The sequence below is a fragment of the Thermus brockianus genome (assembly GCF_021462505.1).
GTDB lineage: Bacteria > Deinococcota > Deinococci > Deinococcales > Thermaceae > Thermus > Thermus hydrothermalis.
Map to the genome: position 1 here is coordinate 95,755 of NZ_JAKEDV010000004.1, position 23,956 is coordinate 119,710.

21 protein-coding genes are annotated in these 23,956 nt (G+C 66.1%); 17 read left to right on the top strand and 4 right to left on the bottom strand.

Annotated features, from left to right (window positions below):
* Positions 1–68 precede the first annotated feature (68 nt).
* The 5 genes from LXN00_RS06465 to truA all read left to right on the top strand — a co-directional run bounded on the left by LXN00_RS06465 (position 69) and on the right by truA (position 5,270).
* Entirely contained in the window at positions 69–845 is a 777-nt protein-coding gene (locus tag LXN00_RS06465) for a metalloenzyme (RefSeq protein WP_234506501.1), read from the top strand.
* A gap of 64 nt (positions 846–909) precedes the next feature.
* A complete protein-coding gene (locus LXN00_RS06470) occupies positions 910–1,911 on the top strand; it encodes an iron ABC transporter substrate-binding protein (protein WP_234506504.1) in 1,002 nt (333 codons plus the stop codon).
* Between the two features lie 3 nt (positions 1,912–1,914).
* Positions 1,915–3,465, top strand: coding sequence for an ABC transporter permease (locus LXN00_RS06475; protein ID WP_234506507.1), 1,551 nt, complete (start codon positions 1,915–1,917; stop codon positions 3,463–3,465).
* On the top strand, positions 3,444–4,493 hold the full coding sequence (locus LXN00_RS06480; RefSeq protein WP_234506509.1) for an ABC transporter ATP-binding protein: 1,050 nt from the start codon (positions 3,444–3,446) through the stop codon (positions 4,491–4,493). The genes LXN00_RS06475 and LXN00_RS06480 overlap by 22 nt, the downstream gene beginning before the upstream one ends.
* Positions 4,494–4,502: 9 nt before the next feature.
* A complete protein-coding gene (gene truA, locus LXN00_RS06485; RefSeq protein ID WP_234506512.1) occupies positions 4,503–5,270 on the top strand; it encodes a tRNA pseudouridine(38-40) synthase TruA in 768 nt (255 codons plus the stop codon).
* A gap of 39 nt (positions 5,271–5,309) precedes the next feature.
* Here truA and LXN00_RS06490 read toward each other — a convergent pair whose 3' ends face one another.
* From LXN00_RS06490 to erpA, 4 genes are all read right to left on the bottom strand, one after another.
* On the bottom strand, positions 5,310–6,497 hold the full coding sequence (locus tag LXN00_RS06490; RefSeq protein WP_234506516.1) for an ABC transporter permease: 1,188 nt from the start codon (positions 6,495–6,497) through the stop codon (positions 5,310–5,312).
* 9 nt (positions 6,498–6,506) lie between these two features.
* Positions 6,507–7,517: an ABC transporter permease gene (locus LXN00_RS06495; RefSeq protein WP_234506518.1), complete on the bottom strand. Its 1,011-nt coding sequence runs from the start codon at positions 7,515–7,517 to the stop codon at positions 6,507–6,509.
* A gap of 74 nt (positions 7,518–7,591) precedes the next feature.
* Complete coding sequence (locus tag LXN00_RS06500; RefSeq protein ID WP_234506521.1) at positions 7,592–9,472, bottom strand: peptide ABC transporter substrate-binding protein; 1,881 nt, start codon at positions 9,470–9,472, stop codon at positions 7,592–7,594.
* Positions 9,473–9,602: 130 nt separating this feature from the next.
* Positions 9,603–9,983 carry an iron-sulfur cluster insertion protein ErpA gene (gene erpA, locus LXN00_RS06505; protein WP_234506524.1) on the bottom strand — a complete coding sequence of 127 codons (381 nt, stop codon included), beginning with the start codon at positions 9,981–9,983 and terminating at the stop codon, positions 9,603–9,605.
* A gap of 98 nt (positions 9,984–10,081) precedes the next feature.
* Between erpA and LXN00_RS06510 the strand changes: the two genes are divergently transcribed.
* The 12 genes from LXN00_RS06510 (at position 10,082) to sufB (ending at position 23,935) form a co-directional block, all read left to right on the top strand.
* Positions 10,082–10,291 carry a CDGSH iron-sulfur domain-containing protein gene (locus tag LXN00_RS06510; protein WP_234506526.1) on the top strand — a complete coding sequence of 70 codons (210 nt, stop codon included), beginning with the start codon at positions 10,082–10,084 and terminating at the stop codon, positions 10,289–10,291.
* A 43-nt stretch (positions 10,292–10,334) separates the two neighbouring features.
* Positions 10,335–11,294, top strand: a complete 960-nt coding sequence (locus tag LXN00_RS06515) for an aldo/keto reductase family protein (protein WP_234506528.1) — start codon at positions 10,335–10,337, stop codon at positions 11,292–11,294.
* Positions 11,295–12,539, top strand: coding sequence for an MFS transporter (locus tag LXN00_RS06520; RefSeq protein ID WP_234506531.1), 1,245 nt, complete (start codon positions 11,295–11,297; stop codon positions 12,537–12,539).
* 9 nt (positions 12,540–12,548) lie between these two features.
* The gene (locus tag LXN00_RS06525) at positions 12,549–13,898 is read left to right on the top strand and encodes an FAD-binding oxidoreductase (protein WP_234506536.1); all 1,350 of its coding nucleotides are present in this window, start codon (positions 12,549–12,551) and stop codon (positions 13,896–13,898) included.
* 9 nt (positions 13,899–13,907) lie between these two features.
* Positions 13,908–14,180 carry an NIPSNAP family containing protein gene (locus LXN00_RS06530; RefSeq protein ID WP_234506539.1) on the top strand — a complete coding sequence of 91 codons (273 nt, stop codon included), beginning with the start codon at positions 13,908–13,910 and terminating at the stop codon, positions 14,178–14,180.
* A gap of 44 nt (positions 14,181–14,224) precedes the next feature.
* Complete coding sequence (locus tag LXN00_RS06535) at positions 14,225–15,364, top strand: ABC transporter permease (protein WP_234506542.1); 1,140 nt, start codon at positions 14,225–14,227, stop codon at positions 15,362–15,364.
* Positions 15,364–16,044 carry an ABC transporter ATP-binding protein gene (locus tag LXN00_RS06540; protein ID WP_234506544.1) on the top strand — a complete coding sequence of 227 codons (681 nt, stop codon included), beginning with the start codon at positions 15,364–15,366 and terminating at the stop codon, positions 16,042–16,044. Before LXN00_RS06535 ends, LXN00_RS06540 begins: the two co-directional genes overlap by 1 nt.
* A gap of 43 nt (positions 16,045–16,087) precedes the next feature.
* Complete coding sequence (locus tag LXN00_RS06545) at positions 16,088–17,419, top strand: FAD-dependent oxidoreductase (protein WP_234506547.1); 1,332 nt, start codon at positions 16,088–16,090, stop codon at positions 17,417–17,419.
* 107 nt (positions 17,420–17,526) lie between these two features.
* The gene (aceA, locus tag LXN00_RS06550) at positions 17,527–18,843 is read left to right on the top strand and encodes an isocitrate lyase (RefSeq protein ID WP_234506550.1); all 1,317 of its coding nucleotides are present in this window, start codon (positions 17,527–17,529) and stop codon (positions 18,841–18,843) included.
* 84 nt (positions 18,844–18,927) lie between these two features.
* Positions 18,928–21,690 carry a hypothetical protein gene (locus LXN00_RS06555; protein ID WP_234506555.1) on the top strand — a complete coding sequence of 921 codons (2,763 nt, stop codon included), beginning with the start codon at positions 18,928–18,930 and terminating at the stop codon, positions 21,688–21,690.
* A gap of 89 nt (positions 21,691–21,779) precedes the next feature.
* The gene (gene sufC, locus LXN00_RS06560) at positions 21,780–22,532 is read left to right on the top strand and encodes a Fe-S cluster assembly ATPase SufC (protein WP_234506558.1); all 753 of its coding nucleotides are present in this window, start codon (positions 21,780–21,782) and stop codon (positions 22,530–22,532) included.
* The gene (sufB, locus tag LXN00_RS06565; RefSeq protein WP_234506559.1) at positions 22,529–23,935 is read left to right on the top strand and encodes a Fe-S cluster assembly protein SufB; all 1,407 of its coding nucleotides are present in this window, start codon (positions 22,529–22,531) and stop codon (positions 23,933–23,935) included. The genes sufC and sufB overlap by 4 nt, the downstream gene beginning before the upstream one ends.
* Positions 23,936–23,956 lie beyond the last annotated feature (21 nt).

Sequence of the window (23,956 nt, forward strand, 5' to 3'; positions counted from 1 at the left end):
ACCTCCGGTTCCAGAATACCCAAATCCCCCAAGCCCATAGAAAGGCAAAGCACCTTTACACTGGCCTTGTGCTCTTCCTCTTCGTGGACGGCCTGGGGCTCGGGGAAGCGCTAGAAGGCCTCTTCCCCCTCCTTTTGGAGCTTTCCCCTAAGCCCCTGGACGCCACCTTGGGGGTGGAGGGCCTCCCCCAGTCGGGCACGGGGCAGACCACCCTCCTCACCGGGGTCAACGCCGCCCAGCTCCTCGGCCACCACCAGGGGCCCTTCCCTAGCCCCAGGCTTAGACCCCTCCTCCGGCGAAGCCTTTACGCCTGGGCTAAAGAGGCGGGCCTAAAGGTCCTCCACGCCAACGCCTACCGGCCGGAATACCTCAGGCGGGCCACGGAAGGGAGGCGGCTTCTCCTTTCCGCCTTCGCCCAGGCGGCAAGCCTGGCGGGCCTCCCCCTCCTCCCCTTAGGCCACCCCTTGGCCCTTCCCCCCGCCTTCTGGGCAGATCCCTACGGCATGGGCGCGCGGGCGGCCAGCCTGTCCCGGGCCTTTGACCTCGTGGTCCTGGAATACTGGGCTTTGGACCTGGCGGCCCACCGCGCCCCCGAAACGTTAGGGGAGCGCTTTCGGGAGCTATCCCGCTTCCTAGAAGGCTTTCTGGCCGAAGGGGGCGAGCTTCTCCTTACCTCGGACCACGGCAACGCCGAAGAGCCCTGGCACCCCAGGCACACCCGAAACCCCGTGCCCCTGGTCTACTCGGGGGAAGCCCCCTTCTGGCCGCAGGACCTGGCGGGGGTCCTTCCCTGGTTGCAAGTGATTATCGCTTTTAAACTTAGAAAATCCGACCGGAATACTTGACTTTATAGCTCACCCCCCTTAGAGTGGTTCCCCGAGAGGGCGCCCTCTCCTTTTGGAGGTAACCATGGTGCGGAGAAGTTTCCTCGTAGGTCTCCTTGGCTTGGCAGGCCTTGGTTTAGGCTTGGCTCAGCAACAAACCCTTACGATTTACTCTGGCCGGGGTGAAAGCTTAGTGGGTCCCCTGGTGCAGCAGTTCCAGCGGGAAACCGGCATCCGCGTCCAGGTTCGCTACGGATCCGACGCCCAAATCCTTGCGGCCCTCCAAGAGGAAGGGAGCCGGTCTCCGGCAGACGTGGTCTGGCTAAACACATCCGGCGCCTTAGGCCGTGCTGCCGCCTTAAACCTCCTCCGCCCTCTAAGCGAGAACCTCCTCAAGCGGCCGGTGGGCTTCATCCCCGCTTCCAAGCGGTGGGTACCCGTAACCGTGCGCCTTCGGGTCTTGGCTTATAACCCCCAAAAGTTCAAGCCTGAGGAGTTGCCTCAAAGCCTTCTAGACCTACCCCGCTTTGTCCAGGAAAAGGGTCTTCAGGGGAGGATAGGTTGGACCCCCACCTACTCTAGCTTCCAGGACATGGTGGCTGCCATTATCCTCCTCCATGGGGAGCAGGCAGCACGCCAATGGCTCACCGCTTTTAAGGCCCTTAACCCCAAAAGCTACGGCTCCTCTAACGTAGCCATGGTGGACGCCATCCGGGCTGGAGAAATTGACCTCGCCTCCACCAACCACTACTACGTGGTACGCTTCCAACGGGCAGGCTTTCAGGTGGGCATGGCATCTTTCCGGGACGGAGATGTAGGGAATCTCGCCCTGGTGACGGGTGCGGGCATCCACCGCAACAGCCGCAACCTGAGCGCTGCCACCCGCTTCCTCACCTACCTCCTCTCCCCGAAGGGACAGCAGTACTTCGTGGGCAACATCGGTGAGTACCCCGTGGTTCAGGACGTGGTTCCTGACCCCAGGCTCCTGCCCCTGGAAGAGGCACTCAAGAAGACGCCAAACCTGGACTTTGAGAAGCTTCCCCTGGAACAGGCGCTGCAGCTCATGCGCGAACTGGGTATCCTCTAGACCTTGAACGTTCATCCGCTAACCCACCGCTCGGGGCTCCTACCCTTCCTAATCCCCGCCCTCCTCACGGGGGGCGGGGTGGCCCTGCCCCTCGTCTACCTGGTCCTTAGAGCCCTCGAGGCCGACCCTCACACCCTAAGGGAAATCGTCCTCCGACCCAAAAACCTAGAACTCCTCCTCAACACCTTAGCCCTCCTCGTAGGGGTCCTGGCCCTCACCACCCTCATCGCCCTACCTTTGGCCTTTCTCACCACGCGCACAGATCTGAAAGGAAAACGCCTCCTCACCACCCTCCTTAGCCTTCCCCTGGCCATTCCGGGATACGTGGGAGCCTATGTCTATTTAGCAGCCACAGGCCCGTCCAGCCTCCTTCCCTTGCCACGCCCAGAAGGCTATTGGGGAGCGCTTCTGATCCTTTCCCTATTTACCTATCCGTATCTCTTCCTTTCCCTCCGGGCCGCCTTTTTGGGTTTGGACCCCACGCTGGAAGAAGCTGCACGGACACTTGGTCTCAAACCATGGCAAGCTTTCCTCCGGGCAGCTTTTCCCCAACTCCTGCCCGCTCTGCTTTCGGGTTACCTCGTAGTGGGCCTTCACGTGCTGGGGGACTTCGGTACCGTGAGCTTGTTGCGCTACGAAACCTTCTCCTACGCCATCTACCTGCAATACAACGCCGCTTTTGACCGGGTATACGCTGCTTGGCTAGCCCTAATGCTCCTTCTCCTCACAGGAGGGTTACTCGCCCTAGAAGGGCTCTTCCTCCGACGCCTCACCATAGGGCGTACAGGACGAGGAGCTAGCCGAAAAGCAAAGCCCGTCCACTTAGGCATCTTTGCCCCTATAGCCTATCTCGTACTAACCCTGCCACTTCTTTTCGGCCTGATCTTTCCCCTCTTCGTGCTCTTCTACTTGGCCCAGCGTTTTCCCATGGAAAGGCTTTATGGGGTCGGCGAAGCCCTCCTCCACTCCGCCCTTGCTGCCTTACCCGCAAGCCTCCTGGCCGTGGGCATGGCCCTGCCCATCGCTTACCTAGCCACGCGGTACCCCCTTGGCCTATCCCGGATGTTAGAACGCATCGCCTACCTGGGGTACGCCATCCCGCCCCTGGCCTTCGCCCTGGCCTGGATCTTCTTCAGCCTGCGAAGCCTCCCCTTCCTCTACGGCACCCTGCCCCTCTTGGTCCTGGTCCTCGCCTTCCACTTCCTGGCGGAAAGCCTAGGCCCGGTGAGGGGAGCGCTCCTCCAGGTGCCGAGGCGCCTGGAGGAGGCGGCGAGAACCCTGGGCGAGACCCCCACGGGGGCCTTCTTCCGCGTCACCTTTCCCCTGCTTTGGCGGGGTGCGGTGGCGGGAGGGGCCTTGGCCTTCATCGGGGCGGTAAAGGAACTCCCCATCACCCTCCTCCTCGCCCCCATGGGCTACGCCACCCTGGCCACCCGGGTTTTCAGCTACACTCAAGAAGCCATGTTCGCCGAGGCCGCCCCCTTCGCCCTCCTTATCGTCCTCCTCTCGGCGGCCTTTGTTGGGGTGTTGCTGTGGAGCGAGCGCCGCTTTTAACCCTAGAGGGCATCCGCAAGCGCTTCGGGGAGCACGAGGTGCTTAAGGGGATAGACCTCGCCCTTTACCCCGGGGAGATCCTGGCCCTGCTCGGGCCTTCGGGCTGCGGCAAGACCACCCTCCTCCGGGTTATCGCCGGCCTGGAAACCCCGGACGGGGGGAGGGTCGTCCTCCAAGGCCAGGACATCACCCCCCTCCCCCCGGAAAGGCGGGGCATCGGCTTCGTCTTCCAAGACTACGCCCTCTTCCCCCACCTCACCGCCTTGGGCAACGTGGCCTTCGGGCTTAAGGGGAAAGACCGCCTTCTAAGGGCGCAGAAGGCCTTAGAGCGGGTGGGCATGACCCTCTTCCAGCACCGCAAGCCGGGGGAGCTTTCCGGCGGGCAACAGCAGCGGGTGGCCTTGGCCCGGGCCCTGGCCCCCGGGCCCAAGCTCGTCCTCCTGGACGAGCCCTTCTCCAGCCTGGACGCAAGCCTCCGCGCCGCCACCCGGGAAGAGGTGCGCAAGGTGCTCAAAGAGACGGGCACCACCGCCCTCCTGGTCACCCACGACCAGGAGGAAGCCCTCTCCTTCGCCGACCGCCTGGGGGTGATGCGGGACGGAAAGCTCTTGCAGGTGGGCACCCCCGAGGAGGTCTACCTCCGGCCCAAGACCCCCTTCGTGGCCCAGTTCCTGGGGCGCACCAACCTCCTATCGGGCGAGGGAAAAGGCCGTCACGCCGAAACCTGCCTGGGCCCCGTGCCCTTGGCCGAGCCCGCCCATGGGCCCCTGCTCCTCTCCCTACGCCCCGAGGCCCTCCGCCTCGCCCCCCCGGAGGAAGGCGGCCCCTTGGGCCAGGTGGTGGCCCGGGAGTTCAAGGGGCACGACCTCACCTACCGGGTGCGCCTTTTGGCCCCGGAGCGGGAGGTCCTGGTGCAGGAAGGCCCGGAAAGCCCCTTCCGGGTAGGGGACTTGGTGGCGGTGAAGGTGGCGGGGGAAGGGGTGGCCCTGGACGGCCAAAGCCCCAAGACCCCCGTGGGCACGGACTAAGCTGAAGGCGTGCGCCGCACCCTCATCCTGGCCGAGTACGACGGAACCCACTTCGCCGGGCTCCAGCGGCAAAGGGAAGGCCTCCGCACCGTGCAGGGGGAGCTGGAAAAGGCCCTCGCCGCCATCGGCGCCCTTCCCAAGGCGGTGGCCGCAGGCCGCACGGACGCTGGGGTCCACGCCTTGGCCATGCCCTTCCACGCCGACCTCCTCAGCTCCATCCCCGTGGAACGGGTCCCCGAGGCCCTAAACCGCCTCCTTCCGGAGGACCTCAAGGTCCTCGCCGCCAGGGAAGTGGCCCAGGACTTCCACGCCCGCAAGGACGCCCTTTGGCGCGCCTACCGCTACCGGGTCCTCGTAAGGCCCCACCCCTCCCCCCTCCTGCGCCACCGGGTCCTATGGCTTCGGCGCCCCTTGGACCTGAAGGCCCTGGAGGAAGCCCTGCCCCTCCTCCTAGGGCGGCACAACTTCCTGGGCTTCGCCAAGGAGGAGGTGCGGGAGGGGGTTAGGGAGCTCTTGGAAGCCCGTGTCTTTGTGGTGGAGGGGGAGGGGGGCCTCGAGGTCCACTTCTATTTCAGGGGCACCAGCTTCCTCAGGGGCCAGGTGCGGGGGATGGTGGGCACCCTCCTGGAGGTGGGCCTGGGGAAGCGCCCCCCGGAAAGCCTAAAGGCCATCCTGGAAACCCAAGACCGCCGCCTCGCTGGCCCCTCGGCTCCTCCCCAAGGGCTTTACTTCGTGGAGGCGGCCTACCCGGAAGAGCGCCTGATGCCAAGAAGGTAAAAGGGACCGGCTTTAGCCGGTCCCTAAGCTCTAAGGCTCCTAAAGCCGGCTCCTCGGGTCCAAGGCGTCCCGCAGGCCGTCCCCCAGGTAGTTAAAGGCCAAGACGGTGATGAAGATCATGAAGCCAGGGGGCAAGGCCAGCCAAGGGGCGGTGAAGATGTACTCCTGGGCGTTGGTCAGCATGTTGCCCCAGGTGGCCACCGGGGGCTGGATGCCAAAGCCCAGGAAGGAAAGCGCCGCCTCCGTAAGGATCGCCCCACCCACTTGCAGGGTAGCCTGGACGATGAGGGGGGCCAAGGTGTTGGGCACCAGGTGGCGGAACATGATGCGGGCGTCCGTGGCCCCCAGGGCCTGGGCGGCGGTGGCGTAGTCCTGCTCCCGCAAGGAGAGGATGTTCCCCCGCACCAGCCTCGCCGTGCCCAGCCAACCGAAAAGCACCAGGATGGTGATGATGATGAAAACGCTCGCCGCATCCCCAAACACCCCTTGCGCCCACTGCCCCACCTTGACCCCAGGGTCCCGGAGGAGGGCGGAAAGCACCAGGAGCAAAGGCAGGGTGGGGATGGTGAGCATGAAGTCAATGAGGCGGCTGATGGCCACGTCCAGGTCCAGCCGCATCTGGCCCTTAAGCCCATACCAGGCGGCCCAGAGCACCAGGGCCAGGGTGAGCCCAAAGCCCAGGTAGCTCCCAACGCTTCCCGCCCGGATGCCGTCTTGGGCCAAGGCCCAGGCGATGGAAAGGGCCAAGTAAAGCACCCCGTAGTAGAGGAACCAGGAAACCACCCGCCAAAGGGCGAAGCTCCAAGGATAAAACCCCTCCCGCTCCCGGCGCAAGGGCCCTAGGTAAAACCGCAAGGGGCGCCCGGAGAAGTACCCTGCCAGCGTGCCCATGATGGTCCCCAGGATCACGCTGGAGAAGGCCACGGCAAAGCCCACCAGGAGCGAGATGCGCGAGCCGTAGATGATGCGGGACAGGACGTCCCGCCCCAGGTCATCGGTGCCCAAGGGGTGTTCCCGGGAAGGCGGGTTGAAGTAGTACTGGCCCACATCCTCCCCCGTGGGCTGGGCCGTGGGGTCGTAGGGCGCAAGCCAGGGGGCAAAAATGGCCATAAGGATGAGGAGGGTGATGACCACCAGCCCCGCCATGGCCATCTTGTGCCGCCGCAAGCGGCGCCAAAAGAGGCTAAAGAAGGTCCTGGGCTTAGCGGATGTGGTTGCGGTCGCCATGTTTCACCTCTAGCTATAGCGGATGCGGGGGTCCACCACCGCATAGGCCAGGTCCGCCAGGAGGTTAAAAAGAGCGGTCATTAGGGCCAAGAAGGCCAAGGCGGCCATGGCCACGTTGTAGTCCTTCTCCACCAGAGCGTCAAAGATGGCCCGCCCCATACCCGGGTAGCTGAAGATGGTCTCGGTGATGGTGGCCCCGCCCAGAACCCCCGGGATGGCCAGGCCCACCAGGGTCACGATGGGGATGAGGGCGTTCCTCAGGGCATGTTTGTAGAGCACCACCCGCTCGGAAAGCCCCTTGGCCCGGGCGGTACGGATGTAGTCCTGGGAGAGGACCTCCAGGAGAGAGGCCCGCATAAACCGGGTCCACTCGGCCATCTGCAAGGAGGAAAGGGCGATGACGGGGAGGACGAGGTGCCAGGCCCACTGGCCAAGAAACCCCCAAAGGCTCACCGCACCCGAACGCACATCCTCCCAAAGCACCCCGGGAACACCCCCCGTGGGGAAGCGGGGAAAGCCGGGGATATGGTCAGGTAGCCAGATGGCAAAGAGGTAGAGAAGGAGGATACCCAGGAAGAAGACCGGCATGGAAAAGCCCACAAAGGAGAGGAAGGTGATGACATAGTCCGCCAAGGAATACTGACGCACGGCCGAGAAGACCCCCACGGGAATGGCCACCACCAGGGCCAGGGTCAGGGCCAGCCCCGAGAGGAGGAGGGTTTTGGGCAAGCGCTGGACAAAGATGTACTCGGCGGCGGGGATCCCATAGGTACGGCTATAGCCCAAATCCCCCTGCACGGCGCGGGAAAGCCACTTGAAGTAGCGAATATGGAGGGGCTTATCCAGGCCGTAGGCCCGCTTCAGGGCCTCAAACTGCTCCGCCGTCATGCGGGGGTTTTGCCGCCTAAGTTCCTCCAAAGGGTCCCCTGGCTGTAGGGCCAAGAGGGTGTAAATCACCACGCTGGCCGCCAAGAGCAAAGGGATCATCTGCAAAAGCCTGCGCACCGTGTAGGCAAACACCGTTGTACCTCCCGTTTATGGCACCAAAAAGCCCGCTGGGGTTAACCCCAGCGGGCCCCACTATACCACCCGGACTACCGGATGGAAAGCGCGTACTTCGCCTGGTCCCACTTCTTCACGGCGCCGCGGCTGGCCCAGCCGATCTCCCAGGCGTTCCAGCCGGGGTAGCCGTAGCCGCCGGAGTAGGCGCTGGCCACGTAGTTCACGAGGCCCTGGCGCACCACGTAGGGGTTGGCGCGGAAGTAGAGGGGCAGGGCGGGGAGCTCCTCGGCCCAGATCTCCTGCGCCCGGGCGAAGAGCTGCTTCCGCTTGGCCTCGTCGAACTCCAGCACCGCCTGGCTGGTGAGGCGGTCAAACTCGTCGTTCCGCCAGCCGCCGATGTTCTGCCCCTGGTAGTTGTTCTCCTTGGTGGGCACCATGATGGCCCCGGTGTTCAGGTTCCTGTACTGGAAGAGGCCACCGTCCTCCTGCAGGTTGGAGACCCAGGCGAACTCAAACATCCCCGTCCACTTGCACTCGGAGGCGCGCTGGATGTAGTCGTCAGCAAAGACCACGGCGGAGGGGGCGTTGTTGATCTTGACGGCGATGCCGATCTTCTTCAGGTCCTCGGCGAAGAACTGCTGCGTGCGCTCGCGGATGGCGTTGCCGGCGGTGGTCACGTACTCAATCTCAAAGCGCACGGTGCGCCCGCCCACGGTGCGCTGCAGGATGCCATCCGGGCCCTTGCGCCAGCCCATCTCAGCCAGGAGGGCCTCTGCCTTCTTCAGGTCAAACTCGTACTTCCGGACGTTGGGGTTGAAGAGGGGGTTGACGGGGGCAATCCAGGTGTGGGCCACGGGCTGAAGCCCGTCAAAGAAGGCCTTCACCAGCCCCTCGCGGTTCAGGGCGTGGAGGATGGCCTGCCGGGTGCGCTTGTCGTTCAGGCCCAGGTCGCGCACGGTCTGGCAGTTCTCAAACTTGTTGATGTCAATGTGCTCCCAGATGGCCCCGGGCACGAACCAGATGTCAAAGCGGCCGGGGGCACGGGAGGTGAGCTGGCGGCTCCTGGCCTGGTCAAAGGTGAGGGAAACGCTGGAGGTAGCGTCAATGGACCCGCCGATCACCGCCACCAAAAGGGAGTTGGTGTTCTGGATGAAGCGGTAGACCACCTTCTGCACGTAGCGGCTCTCCCCACCTTCCGGCTTGATGGGGAAGTTGGGGTTCCGCTCCATCTCCACGGAGTTGCCCGGCACCCAGCGCTTGAGCTTAAAGGGCCCGGAGTACACCATGGCCCCCCGGTTCAGGGCCTGGGGCGTAGAGAACTTGAGGAAGAAGTTGCGGTAAAGCTCGTTGAGCTTCTCCGCGTCCTTGTCGGGGTCCAGGTTGCGGGCCGCCGCCTTCACCTTCTCCCACTCTGCGCCCATGATGTGCTTGGGAGCATAGCCGATGGGGGAGCCGTAGGTGCCGCCGTAGGTGTCGTAGTAGTAGGCGGGCTCAAAGATAACGGTGAAGTTCCGGGCATCCTTTACCTTTAGGCTTACCCGCTCCCAGTAGTCGGGGTTCAGGACGGGCATCCCCTTGGCCTTGCCCACCTCAAAGTAGAACTGCACGTCCTCGGTGGTGATGGGCTTGCCGTCGGACCAGCGGGCGTCTGGGCGGATGGTGAGGTCCATCTCCAGCCGCTTCTTGCCCCCGCCGATGTCCGTCACCCGCAAGCGCCCGTTCTGCTGGGTGGGCACCTCGGTGGCCAGAACGGGGAAGTTCTGGCTGTCGGCGTTAAAGCCGATGAAGGGGGCGAAGAGATAGCCCTCAATCTCGCTCTTGATGGCCTGGTTGGAGATGATGGAGAGGAAGTCCCCCGCCAGCACCCGGGGTTCCTGGGAAGCCCCGATGACCAAGCTGTTGTCCTGGGGCCCCGCCAGGGCTAGCCCCATGGCGGTTAAACCGAGTACAGCCAGTTTGCCTAGTTTCCTCATACTGCCTCCTTTCGTGTGTGCGGCACTCTCCTTAGTGGCCGAGGTCATTATACGGCGCCCATTCTGGGGGTCAATGGGGTAAAGGTAAAGGGGCCTGAAACCAGGCCCCCCAAATAACGATGCGAAAGGCTTAGTGGCCGCAGGTGCGGGCCTCGCCCTCCTGGTCCTTGGTGCGGAAGGAGTGGCCGCAGCCACAGGTGCTGGCGGCGTTGGGGTTGTTCACGGTGAAGCCGCCCCCCATGAGGCTTTCCACCCAGTCAATCTCGGAGCCCACCAGGTAGGGCAAGGACATGGGGTCCACCACCAGGCGCACCCCGTGCATCTCCACGAAGGTGTCCCCCTCCAGCTCCCGCTCGTCCACGGCCATGCCGTACTGGAAGCCAGAGCACCCCCCGGATTTTATGTAGACCCGGATGGCCGCGTGCTCCTTGCCGTAGCGGGCCAGGATCTCCTTGGCCTTTTCCGCCGCTAGCGGGGTAATCCGGATGACCGCCTCCTGCGTTTCTACCATCCCCCAACCTCCTTGCCCTCCACCTTAGCACAGCAAGGGTAAAGAAAGGTGCCGTAGCTCCCATACCCCCCTTCCAAGACCTCAAGTACCATGAAAGCATGCGTCTGGAACTGGTGGAAAACGGGCCCATCCGCCTCGAGGGCACCCGCTTCCGGGTGCGTGTTGGGGAAAAGGAAGAGGTCTTGGAAAAGCCCCGGGTCTTCCTCTGCCGCTGTGGGGGCTCGGCCAACAAGCCCTTCTGCGACGGCACCCACAAGCGCATTGGCTTCCAGGCAGAAGGCGGGGTCTTGGAGGTGGAGGGGGACTGACCCGCTGGTCAACAGCCGGAGCAAGGGGTAAACTCCTCTTGCCATGGGCGAGATGCGCTACCGGAAACTGGGCAAGTGGGGCCTGAAGGTGTCCGAGATCTCCCTGGGGGCCTGGGTGACCTTCGGGGACGTGGTCAAGGACAGGGAAACGGTCCGAGAAATCGTGAAAATCGCCTACGAAGGGGGCGTGAACTTCTTTGACAACGCCGACGTCTACGCCCGGGGCCTGGCGGAGGAGATCATGGGGGAGGTGCTTAAGGAGTTCCCCCGGCACACCCTGGTCCTCTCCACCAAGGCCTACTGGCCCATGTCCGAGGACCCCAACGACCGGGGCCTAAGCCGCAAGCACCTCCTGGAGAGCATCACCAAAAGCCTCAAGCGGCTAAAGACCGACTACGTGGACATCTTCTTCGCCCACCGCTACGACCCCGAGGTGCCCATGGAGGAGATCGTCTACGCCATGCACACCATCGTGGAAAAGGGCTACGCCCTCTACTGGGGCACCTCCGAATGGCCCGCCCCCCGCATCGCCGAGGCGGTGGCCTTCGCCCGGGAAAACGGCCTCCACCCCCCCATCGTGGAGCAACCCCAGTACTCCATGCTTTACCGGGAACGGGTGGAGGGCGAGATCCTGCCCGAGGCCGAGCGGTTCGGCCTGGGCCTGGTGGTGTGGAGCCCCTTGGCCCAAGGGATGCTCACGGGGAAGTACGACGAGGGCATCCCCGAGAATAGCCGCTTCGCCCGCTACGACCAGTTCCGGGAACGCTACCTTACGGAGGAGAACCGCAAGAAGGTGCTGAAGCTAAAAGAGGTGGCGGAGGCGCTCGGCCTCACCCGCACCCAGCTGGCCCTGGCCTGGGTGCTACGGCTTCCCGGGATCTCCAGCGCCATCACCGGGGCCACAAGGCCCGAGCAGATCAAGGAAAGCCTGGGGGCGGCCGGGGTGGACCTGCCCCAAGAGGCCCTGGAGCGGATTGAGGCCATCCTAAGGGGCGAAGCCTAGGTGGCGGGCTTCGCCGCCTTCCGCCTCCTCTGGGCGGGCCAGGCTTTGGCCCTGGTGGGCCGGGAGATGACCTGGTTCGCCCTTACCCTTTTCGCCTACCAGAAGACGGGCCTCGCCACCACCCTTTCCCTCTTGGGCTTCTTCCACTTCCTGCCCCTCATCCTCCTCTCCCCCCTGGCGGGGGCCCTGGTGGACCGGTATCCCCGGAAGTGGGCCATGCTGGCCTCGGACCTGGGGGGAGGGGTGGCCACGGGGACGCTCCTTCTCCTGGCCCTTCTGGGCCGCCTCGAGGTCGGGCACCTTTACCTGGCGTCCGCCTTCACCGGGGCGCTTTCCAGCCTGCACTGGCCCGCCCTCTCCGCCGCCCTTTCCGCCCTGTTGGAGAAGAAGGACTACGCCCGGGCAAGCGGCATGATGAGCCTGGCGGAGTCCCTGGCCGGGGTGGGGGCCCCGGTCCTGGCGGCGGCCCTCCTCAAGCCCTTGGGCTTAGAGGGCATCTTCGCCTTGGACCTTTTGGGAACCGCCACGGCGGTGGCCACCCTCCTCCTCGTGCCCATCCCTAACCCAAGACCCCAGGCCCAGGAAAAGACCTCCCTCCTGGGGGAGGCCCTTTTTGGCTTCCGCTTCATCCTGCAAAGGCCGCCCCTTCTCGGCCTCCAGCTCATGTTCTTCGGCATCAACTTCCTCACCACCTTGGCGGCCACGGTGATGCCCGCCATGGTCCTGGCCAAGACGGGGCGTTCCGAAAGCGCCTTGGCCCTGGTGCGCTCCGCCTCGGGCCTGGGCGGGGTGGCGGGGGGGCTTTTCCTCTCCCTTTGGGGCGGTCCCAAGCGGCGCGTTCACGGGGTCTTCTTGGGCATGGCCTTCTCCAGCCTGGCCTTGGCCCTCATGGGGGTGGTGGAGGGCCCTTGGGCCTGGGCGGCCCTGGCCTTCCTGGAGGCGTTTTTTATCCCACTCCTAAACGGCTCCAACCAGGCCATCTGGCAGGCCAAGGTGCCCCTCGCCGTCCAGGGCAAGGTCTTCGCCGCCAGGCGCATGATCGCCTGGTTCGCCACCCCCTTGGCCATGGTCCTTTCCGGGCCCCTGGCCGACCGGGTCTTCGGGCCCCGCTTGGGGCAGGGGGAGGGCATCGCCCTCATGCTCCTCCTCTTCGGGGGACTGGGGGTCTTCTTTGGGCTTTCGGGCTACCTTATCCGAGGGGTGCGGGAGGCGGAAACCCTCCTCCCCGACGCCAAGGCGGACTAAACTTTCCCCATGGACAAGCTGGAAGCCCTAAAAAGCCTCCTGCCCGGCAAGGTGGAAACCTCCCCTTCCGAAAGGCGGCGCCACGGCAAGGACGAGGGCTACCCGGAGGAAGGGGAGGTCCTGGCCGTGGTCTACCCGGAAGGGGTAGGGGACGTGCAAAAGGCCCTCGCCTGGGCCCGGGAAACGGGGGTGGCCGTCATCCCCTTCGGGGCGGGGACGAGCCTGGAAGGGGCCCTTTTGCCCGTGGGCGAGGCCATCAGCCTGGACCTGTCCCGGATGAACCGGGTCCTCGAGGTCCGCCCCGAGGACTTCCTCGCCGTGGTGGAGCCTGGCCTCACCCGCAAGGCCCTGAACGAGGCCCTAAAGGGCACGGGCCTCTTCTTCCCCGTGGACCCCGGGGCCGACGCCACCCTGGGGGGCATGGCGGCCACCAACGCCAGCGGCACCACCACGGTGCGCTACGGGGGGATGCGGGCCAATGTCCTGGCCCTCCAGGTGGTCCTGGCGAGCGGCGAGGTCCTGGAGCTCGGGCGGGGGGTGCGCAAGACGAGCGCCGGCTACGACCTAAAGGACCTCTTCATCGGCTCCGAGGGCACCTTGGGGGTCATCACCCGCCTCACCCTGCGCCTCCACCCTTTGCCCGAGCACGTCCACACCCTCAGGGTCTTCTTCCCCGGGGTGGAGGAGGCGGTGGAGGCCAGCTACCGGGTGATGGCCGCAGGGCTCCCCGTGGCCCGGTTGGAGCTTTTGGACGAGCTCGCCTTAAGGGCGCTCAACCGCTACCTGGGCTCGGACTTCCCCGAGCGCCCAGCCCTTTTCGTGGAGTTTCACTCCTCCACCAAGGAGGCCCTGGAGGCGGAAAGCGCCTTGGCCCTGGAGATCATGCGGGAAGCGGGGGCCCTGGAGGTGGAAGCCGCCAAGACGGAGGAGGAACGGAAAAGGCAGTGGGAGGCCCGCCACCAGGCCTACTGGGCCCTGGTCCACCTTTTCCCCGGCCACCGCTTCATGATTACGGACACCGCCGTCCCCCTCTCCCGCCTCCCCACAATGGTGCGCTTCGCCCAAGGGCTTCTAAGGGAGATGGGCCTCACCGGGAACATCCTGGGCCACGTGGGGGACGGAAACTTCCACACCCTGGTCCCCGTGCTCCCCGAGGACTACGGCAAAGCGGAGGCCTACGCAGAAAACCTCGTGCAAAAAGCCCTGGAGCTTGGGGGCACCTGCACCGCCGAGCACGGGGTGGGCCTGAGGAAGCGGAAGTACCTCCCCTTAGAGCACGGCCCCGCCCTGGACTGGATGCGCAGGCTCAAGGCCCTCCTTGACCCCCAGGGCCTCTTGAACCCGGGCAAGGTGGTCTAGACTCTAATCATGGTCCAGATGCGCCGCTACCGCCTGAAGGAGGGGGCCAAGGAGGCGTTCCAAAAGGTTTTTTTGGAAACCATCGTCCCCTTGCGGAAGGCCCTGGGCTTTGAGATCCTGGGGGCCTATTGGCTATCCGACCGGGACTTCCTCTGGTTCGTGGCCCACGAGGACTTCGCCCAAGCGGAGGAGGCCTACTATAGCCACCCCGAGAGGCAGAAGGTGAACCCCCGGGCCTTCCTGGAGGAGGTGGACACCCGGTTCGTGGAGCGCCTCCTGTAGCCCCCGCCACCCCCCTCCCGCCTCCTTTGGGTAGGCTCAGGGGTATGGAAGTCCTTCACCTGGTCCTGCGCAACCTCCTCTCCCGCCCCGTGCGGAGCCTCCTTACCCTGCTTGGGGTCCTCATCGCCACCGCCAGCATGGTCCTCTTTCTCTCCTTTGGCGAGGGCTTGAGGCGCTCCCTTTTCCAAGAGCTTTCCCGGGTAGGCCCCGCCATCCAGGTGGTGCCGGAAGGGGCCGAGGGCCTGGGCTTTAGCGCTTACCCGGAAATCACCCCCGCCCAGGCCCAGGCCTTGGAAAGGGCGGCCAAGGCCCTGGGGGCGGAGGTGGTGCCCACCCTCTTCCTTGCCCGCGGGGGGTTTGACCCGCAAACGAGCTTCTTCTTTCAAGGCCTTCCCAAAGGGGTGAGCCCGGACCGCCTATACCCGGGGCTAAAGGCCAAAGAAGGCCGGCTCACCCCCTCGGACGAGGGGGCCGTGGTGGGGGCCAAGTTGGCGAAACGGGCCGGGCTTGGCCTGGGAAGCCCCTTGCGCCTCTCCCCCAAGGTGACCTTGCGGGTGGAGGGCATTCTGGAGGAAAGCGGGGGGCTAGCGGATAATCTGGTCTTCGCCCCGCTCGCCGCCCTCCAGGCCGTCTTGGGAACGGAAAACGTGGGCGCCCTCCTCGTGGCCCTCAAGCCGGGGCAGAAGGCGGAGGAAGTGGCCCGGGCCTTGGAGCGGGCGGTGCCTGGGCTCAAAGCCCAGACCACGGGGGAGGTGATGCGCTTCGCCGAGCGGGCCCTCAGGATCAGCGACCTGGTGCGCTTCGGCATCAGCCTGGTGGCCTTGGTGGTGGGCGGCCTTCTGGTGGCCAACACGGTGATGATGTCCGTCTACGAGCGCACCCGGGAGTTTGGGGTCATGCGGGCCCTGGGGGCTAAGAGGGGCTTCATCTTCCGCCTGGTGGTGCTGGAAGCCCTCCTCCTGGCCCTCCTGGGGGGAATAGGGGGGCTCGCCCTGGGGAGTGCGGTTTCCCAGGCCATCAACCTCTACACGCAAAGCGAGGTGGGCTTAGCCCTTTCCGCCGTGACGCCCAGGCTCTCCCTTTTCGCCCTCCTGGTGGCCTTGAGCCTGGGGCTCTTGGCCGGGCTCCTGCCCGCCCATCACGCAAGCCGCATCCCCGTGGTGGAAGCCCTGGGGAGGGTGTGATGCTTCGGGCCGAGAACCTGACCAAGCGCTACCGGCAAGGGGAGAAGGAGGTGGTGGCCCTCCAGGGCTTCACCTACGCCTTTCCCCCAGGGGCCACGGCGGTGGTGGGGCCTTCGGGGAGCGGCAAGACCACCCTCCTCAACCTCCTCGCCGGGCTGGACCTGCCCACGGAGGGCGGGGTCTACCTGGGGGAAACCGCCCTCCACCGCCTTTCCGAGGACGAGCGGGCGGGGATGCGCCTAAAGCATATGGGCTTCGTCTTCCAGCAGTGGAACCTCATCCCCACCCTCACCGCCTGGGAGAACGTGGCCTTTCCCCTCCTCCTTGCGGGCTGGCCCCCCTCGAGGCGGCGGGCCCGGGCCCTGGAGCTTCTGGAGCAGGTGGGGCTCGGGGAGCGGTCCCACCACCTGCCAAGCCGCCTCTCCGGGGGGGAGCAACAGCGGGTGGCCCTGGCCCGGGCCCTGGCCCTGGACCCCCCCATCCTCTTCGCCGACGAACCCACGGGCAACCTGGACGCCGAGGCCAAGGAAGAGGTGGCGGCCCTCCTCTTCCAGGCGGGCCGGGAGCGCACCCTGATCCTGGTGACCCACGACCTGGAGCTCGCCGCCCGGGCGGAGCGCATCCTCCACCTGAAGGGGGGAAGGCTTTGGCGGGAGGAGGTACCCCAGAGGGCGCCTTAGGCCGGGACCCTTGGCCCAAGGCCCCTGTGGCAAAATACCCCCCATGGGCAAGCGCATGGTGGTGGTGGGCGGGGTGGCGGGGGGTGCTTCCGCCGCCGCCAAGGCCAAGCGGGAAAACCCGGACCTCGAGGTGGTGGTCTACGAGAAATCGGGCTTCGTCTCCTACGGGGCCTGCGGCCTGCCCTACGTGCTCTCGGGGGAGATCCCTAGCCTCGCCAAGCTCATCGCCCGCACCCCGGAGGAGTTCCGCAAGCAGGGGGTCTGGGTCCACACCCACCACGAGGTGGTGGACATAAACCCCGAAGAGCGGGTCCTCACGGTGTTTGACCACCGGGAAGGGCGCACCTTCCAGGACCGCTACGATTACCTGGTCCTGGCCACGGGGGCGAGGCCCACCCTCCCCCCCATCCCGGGGACGGAACAGGCGGGGGTCTACACCCTAAGGAGCCTGGAGGACGGGGAAAGGCTCCTTAGGGCCCTGGAGGGGGCAAGGCGGGCCGCCATCCTGGGGGCGGGGTACATCGGGCTGGAGGTGGCGGAGGCCTTCCGCAAACGGGGCCTCGAGGTGACCCTCCTGGAGGCCAAGGAGCGCCCCCTCCCCCACTGGGACGAGGAGGTGGGGGCGCTCCTCAAGGGAGAGCTGGAGCGCCACGGGGTGGAGGTCTGGACCGGGGTGCGGGTCCTGGCCCTCAGGGGCTCGGGCCGGGTGGAGGCGGTGGAAACCTCCGAAGGGGTGGTGCCGGCGGACCTGGTCCTCATCGCCACGGGGGTAAGGCCCAATACCTCCCTGGCCCAGGCCATGGGGGTGGCCCTCGGGCCCACGGGGGCCATCGCCACCGACGAGAGGATGCGCACCAACCTGGAGGGGGTTTTCGCCGCCGGGGACGTGGCGGAAAGCTTCCACCAGGTCCTCAAGCGCCCCTACTGGCTCCCCTTGGGGGACGTGGCCAACAAGCATGGCCGCACGGCGGGAAGCGTCATCGCCGGCAAGGAGGCCCGCTTCCACGGGGTGGTGGGCACGGCCATCTTCAAGACCTTCGGCCTGGCGGTGGCCACCACGGGACTTTCCTTAGAGGTTGCCCTAAGGGAAGGGTACCGGGCCAAAAAGGTCTTCATCCAGAGCCGGGACGGGGCCCACTACTACCCGGGAAGCGGCCCCCTTTGGGTGGAACTGGTCTACGAGGAGGGCACCGATAGGCTCCTCGGCGGGGCGGTGGTGGCCCACGGCCACGGGGCCCTGCGGGTGGACGTCCTCGCCGCCCTCCTCCACCGAGGGGGCACCCTGGAGGACCTCCTGGCCCTGGACCTGGCCTACGCCCCTCCCTATAGCCCCGTCTGGGACCCCCTCCTCATCGCCGCCCAACAGGCCCGCTAGCGGTGTAGAAAAGGGCGGCTCACACCAAAGCCCCGTGTGGGCCTCCGGGGCTTACACACTACACCGAAACGCCTCCAGGCTCCAGACTGGCCCTTGGAGGTGGAAGCGTGGAACCCCTCGGCATGCTGACCCCGGAGATGCGGGAAGAGGCGGAGGCCCTCAGGCGGGAGTGGGAGACGAACCCCCGTTGGAAGGGCGTGAAGCGGGACTACCGGCCCGAGGACGTGGTGCGCCTTAGGCCCAGTATCCCCATAGAGTACACCCTGGCCAAACGGGGGGCGGAGAAGCTCTGGCGGCTCCTCCACGAACGCCCCTACGTCCACACCTTCGGCGCCTACACCGGGGCCATGGCGGTGCAGATGGTGCGGGCGGGCCTCGAGGCCATCTACCTCTCCGGCTGGCAGGTGGCGGCGGACGCCAACCTGGCCTGGCAGACCTACCCCGACCAGTCCCTCTACCCCTACAACTCCGTGCCCCAGATCGTGAAGCGCATCAACAACGCCCTCATGCGGGCCGACCAGATTGAGCGGTCCGAGGGCAAGGTGACCCGGGACTGGTACGTGCCCATCGTGGCCGACGCCGAGGCGGGCTTTGGCGGTGCCCTCAACGTCTTTGAGCTCACCAAAGCCATGATTGAGGCGGGGGCCGCCGGCATCCACTACGAGGACCAGCTGGCCTCGGAGAAGAAGTGCGGCCACCTGGGGGGCAAGGTCCTGGTGCCCACCTCCCACCACATCCGCACCCTGCAGGCGGCCCGCCTGGCGGCGGACGTCATGGGGGTGCCCACGGTGATCATCGCCCGCACCGACGCCGAGGCCGCCACCCTCATCACCAGCGATATTGACGAGCGGGACCGGCCCTTCATCCTCAAGGACGAGCGCACCCCCGAGGGCTTCTACCGGGTGAAGAATGGAATTGAGGCGTGCATCGCCCGGGCGCTGGCCTACGCCCCTTACGCCGATGTCCTTTGGATGGAAACCTCCAAGCCCGACCTGGAAGAAGCCCGCAAGTTCGCCGAAGCGGTGAAGCGGGAGTTCCCGGATAAGCTCCTCGCCTACAACCTCTCTCCCTCCTTCAACTGGAAGAAGTTCCTGGACGACGAGACCATCGCCAAGTTCAACCGGGAACTGGGGGAGATGGGCTACAAGTTCCAGTTCATCACCCTGGCCGGCTGGCACACCCTGAACTACTACACCTGGGAGCTGGCCAAGGGGTACAAGGCCCGGGGCATGCCCGCCTTCGTGGAGCTCCAGCAGAAGGAGTTCCTGGCCCAGGCCCAGGGCTTCACCGCCGTGAAGCACCAGCGGGAGGTGGGGGCTGGCTACTTTGACGAAGTGGTCCTGGCCCTGACCCAAGGAGAAGCCTCCACCCTGGCCCTCAAGGGCTCCACGGAGGAGGCCCAGTTCAACGAGCCCGTTCACTAAAGGACGCCTCGCCTGGCCGCCCCCCAAGGGGGCGGCTTTTGCTTGTAAAAAACAGACACACCAAGTTAAGATAGTGTAGATACTATGGCCGAGGCACCTACACCCTGGCTCCGCTACCTGGAGGAGCTAAGGCCCCACCTCCGGGGCCGGGACCACCGGGGCAAGCGGGGTTCCTTGCGCTGGCTGGAAGCCCTCATGAGCGAGCGGGGCGGCCGGGCCGGCACCGTGCGCAACATCCTCTACAAGGACCTGGGAAGCCCTGAGGAGAAGGAGCGCCTCTACGGGGTCATCGCCGACCTCTACCGGGAGGCGGGCCTCACCCCCCCACCTCCCCCGGCGGAGCTCTTCTTGGAAAGCGCCCGCAAGGCTCTGGGCCGGGACAAGCGGCGCATCTTCCGCCGCTTCCTCAAGGAGCTGGAGGCGGGAGGCAGGCCGCAGATGGTGGTGGTGGGAGGCCCGGCCACGGGCAAGGGGGTGCTCCTTTCCGCCCTGGCCCGGGCCCTTTCCGCCTTGCCGGGCAAGGAACCCATGCTCCTCAACCTAGGGGGCGAGCTGGCCCAGGCCCTGGTCCCCTTGGCGGAAACCCTGGGGGTAGGGGAGGAGGTGCGGGGGCTTTTGGCCCAGCTTTCCCCCACCCAGCCCTACATCCTCCAAGGAGCCTTGGCCCAAGAGGTCCTCACCCTCCTGGCACGGGCCCTGAACGGCAAAGGCCGCCCCCTGCTCCTCCGGGCCGAGGCCGAAGGCACCTTGGAGGGCCTCCCCTTACGGGGCCCAGACGGAAGCAAGCGGAGCCTGGCGGCCTGGCTTGAGCCCTTTCTAAAGGCCCTGCAGATCCCCTACCTAGCCGCCCTTTCCGAACCTCCCCCCACCCTCCCCTACCAACCCCTTTCCCCGCCGAGCCGGGAGGAGGCCAGGCGTTTCGTGCGGGAGAGGCTTCCCCACCTGCCCCCCGAGCGCCTCGAGGCCCTGGTGAACCAGGCGGGCCGCAACTTCGGGGAGCTTTCCCGGCTCGTCCTCCTGGAAGCCGCCAAGCACGACCCCAAAACCCCTCTCCAGGACGACCCCACCCTGAGGCCTCTCCTCCAGGCCCTCTCCGCCTTCAGCCCCGAGGCCGACCCCGCCTTCCCCCTAGAACTTTTGGAAAAGGCCCTGGGCCGCTCCCTGGAAAAGCTTTCCCAGGCGGAAAGGGCCCTTTTGGACTGGGTAGGGGAAGGCTTGGTGCGCCCCTCCCTGCGCACCCTCCTCCCCGAGGAGGCGCCCAAGGAGCTCCACCGCCTGGCCCTGGAATACTTTCCCAAGGAAAACCTCTTCCGCAAGCTCTACCACGCCCACAAGGCGGGGGAGCGCCAAATCCTTTTAGAACTGCTTCAAGAAGATCCCGCCCGCCTCGCCCTCCTTCCAGGCCTCTGGCAGGAGGCCCAAGCCTGGCCCAAGGAGGACCTGGAAGCCCTGGCAGCGGTGGTGGTGCGCTACCGGGCCGTCCTGGGCCAGTACGCCCACCCCGAGGCGGAGGAAGCCCTTAAGGTGCTCTCCCAAGCGGATAACCCCACCTTGCGCACCTGGGCCCGCATCAAGGGGGCGGAGGCCAAGGCGGACGCCGCCCTCTACCGGGAAGCGGAGGAGCTTCTCCCCCCCAAGGAGGACCTCCTCCACCTGGACGAAACCGCCCAGGCGGAGGGCCTTTTGGTGATGGCAGCGGTGGAGCGCTGGAAAGGGGACTACGAAAGGGCAGCCAGCCTGGTGGAGGAGGCGGAGGCCCTGCCCGTGGCCCCCTTCCTCCGGGACCGGGTGCAGCTTTGGCGGGGCCTGGTGGCCAAGGACCTGGGCCGCTACGAGGAGGCCCTAGCCGCCTTGGGCCAGGTGGGCCACGACCCCCTTCTCCTAGGCCGGGCCCGCTACCAGATGGGCGACCTCCTCATGCGCCTCGGGCGCTTGGAGGCGGACGAGCGCATGGGGGAAGGGCTTCGGCTTCTGGAGGAAGCGGGGGCCCCCAAGGACGAGGTGGCCCGGGTGCGGGCCCGGTACGCCACCCTCCTCCGGCGCCTTGGCCGCTACGGCGAGGCCGAGGCCGCCATCCAAAAGGCCCTGGCGGAGGCGGAGGACCCCTTCACCCGGGCCCGGGTGGAGAGCGAGGCGGGGATCCTCGAGGCGGCCCGGGGCCGGGCCTTTGAGGCCTTGGGCTACCTCCGGCGGGCCGAAACCTACTTCCGCGCCACCCGGGAAAGGCCCAAGGAGGCGCGCTACCGCCACCTACGCACCCTTTTTCGCCTGGGAGCTGCCTACCTCCTCCTGGAGGCAGGCCAGCCCTACCGCGCGCCCTTCCTGGGGGGGCTATCCGCCCCCACCGCTTTCCGCCTCCTCCAAGACCTCCTTCGGGAAATCCCCGAAGAGGCCACGGACCGCTACACCGCCTTGCGCTTGGATACGGCAAGCCTCCTGGCCCTCCTCCTCCCCCCCGAGGAAGGCGCCCTCATGCTCAAGCCCTTCTTGGCCCTGGAAAACCCCTACCTCCGCGCCCAGGCCCGCCTGGGCTACGCCGAGGCCCTGGCCCGGGGCGGAGGCTATGGAGAGGCCCTAGCCCAGATCGTGGCCCTTCCTCCCTTGGAGGATCCTGGCCTTTTGGCCCAGGCCCGGGCGGTGGAGGTGCTAGCCCTCCTGGGCCTGGGGGAGAAGGAGGCCGCCTGGCAGAAGCTCGAGGAGGCCCGCCAGGGGAGGCTACCCGAGCCCTTCCGCTTCCAACTGGGCCGCGCCCTGGGCCGCTTCTGCCCGGAGTTGGAGGCCCGCCTCGCCCCAGGCCCCTTGGCCCTGCCTGAGGCCCTGGGCTTCCACCTGGCAAATCCCGACTAAATCACTATACTTTTGGAGGCGAAGGGGCTATACTCTTACTGCGAACGGGTCGCAGTAAGGGTGCGGCCCGGCCTTTGGGAGGCAAAAGCATGAGCCAGCTAGAAATCCGCGACCTCTGGGCTTCCGTTGACGGCGAGACCATCCTAAAGGGCGTGAACCTGGTGGTCCCCAAAGGGGAGGTGCACGCCCTCATGGGCCCCAACGGGGCGGGCAAGAGCACCCTGGGCAAGATCCTGGCCGGGGACCCCGAGTACACCGTGGAAAAGGGGGACATCCTCCTGGACGGGGAGAGCATCCTGGAGCTTTCCCCCGACGAAAGGGCCCGCAAGGGGCTCTTCCTGGCCTTCCAGTACCCCGTGGAGGTCCCCGGGGTCACCATCGCCAACTTCCTGCGCCTCGCCCTCCAGGCCAGGCTTGGCCGGGAGGTGGGGGTAGCGGAGTTCTGGAGCAAGGTGAAGAAGGCCCTGGAGCTTCTGGACTGGGATGAAAGCTACCTCTCCCGCTACCTCAACGAGGGCTTCTCCGGCGGGGAGAAGAAGCGGAACGAGATCCTGCAGCTATTGGTCCTGGAGCCCACCTACGCCGTCTTGGACGAGACGGACTCCGGGCTGGACATAGACGCCCTCAAGGTGGTGGCCCGGGGCGTGAACGCCATGCGGGGGCCCAACTTCGGGGCCTTGGTCATCACCCACTACCAGCGCCTCCTCAACTACATCGTCCCCGACCGGGTCCACGTGATGATGGACGGCCGGGTGGTGGCGGAAGGCGGCCCCGAGCTGGCCTTGGAGTTGGAGGCCAAGGGCTACGAGTGGCTGCGGGAACGGGTAAAGGAGGGCGTATGAGCCAGGTTGACCTTAGAACCCTGGGCGAAGAGTACAAATACCATTTCATTGACGAGGTCAAGCCGGTCTACGTGGCCGAGCGGGGGCTTAGCCGCCGGGTCATTGAGGCCATCAGCTACCACAAGGGCGAGCCCGAGTGGATGCTTAAGTTCCGCCTGCGGGCTCTGGAGATTTTCCAGAAGAAGCCCATGCCCACCTGGGGCCCGGACCTTTCCGGCCTGGACCTGGACAACCTCGTCTACTACGTGAAGCCCACCGAGGTGCGGGACGCCAAGAGCTGGGAGGAGATCCCGGAGGAGATCCGCAAGACCTACGAGCGCCTGGGCATCCCCGAGGCGGAGCGCAAGGTCCTGGCCGGGGTGGGGGCCCAGTACGACTCGGAGATGGTCTACCACCGGGTGCGGGAAGAACTGGAGCGGCAGGGGGTCATCTTCGTGGCCATTGAAGAGGGGATGAAGAAGTACGAGGACCTCTTCAAGGAGTACTTCGCCAAGGTGGTCCCCCCGGAGGACAACAAGTTCGCCGCCCTGAACTCCGCCGCCTGGTCCGGGGGCTCCTTCGTCTACGTGCCTCCCGGGGTCAAGGTGGAGCTCCCCTTGCAGGCCTACTTCCGGGTGAACACCCCCGAGTTCGGCCAGTTTGAGCGCACCCTTATCATCGTGGACGAGGGGGCGGAGGTGCACTACATTGAGGGCTGCACCGCCCCCATGTACTCCACGGAAAGCCTCCACACCGGGGTCATTGAGATCGTGGTGAAGCGGGGGGCGCGGAGCCGCTACACCACCATCCAGAACTGGTCCACCAACATGTACAACCTGGTGACCCAGCGGGCCTTGGTTTACGGGGATGCCTTCCACGAGTGGCTGGACGGCAACCTGGGCTCCAAGGTCACCATGAAGTACCCCTCCAGCTACCTCCTGGAGCCGGGGGCCCGCACGGAGATCCTCTCCATCGCCTTCGCCAAGACGGGGCAGCACCAGGACACCGGGGCCAAGATCATCCTGGGCGCCCCCCACACCTCGGGCACCATCGTCTCCAAGAGCATCTCCAAGGGCGAGGGCCGGGCGAGCTACCGGGGATTGGTGAAGGTCCTGGAGGGGGCCAAGCACGCCAAGGCCAACGTGGAGTGCGACGCCCTCCTCATTGACCCGGAAAGCCGCACGGACACCTACCCCTACATTGAGATTGAGGAGGACTCCGCCCACGTGGGCCACGAGGCCACGGTGTCCAAGATCAACGATGAGCAGATCTTCTACCTCCAGACCCGCGGCCTCAAGGAGGACGAGGCGGCGGCCCTCATCGTCCGCGGCTTCATTGAACCCATCGCCAAGGAGCTTCCCTTGGAGTACGCCGTGGAGCTCAACCGGCTCATTGAGCTGGAGATGGAGGGCTCCGTCGGCTAAAGGCCAGACGTGTCTTGGGAA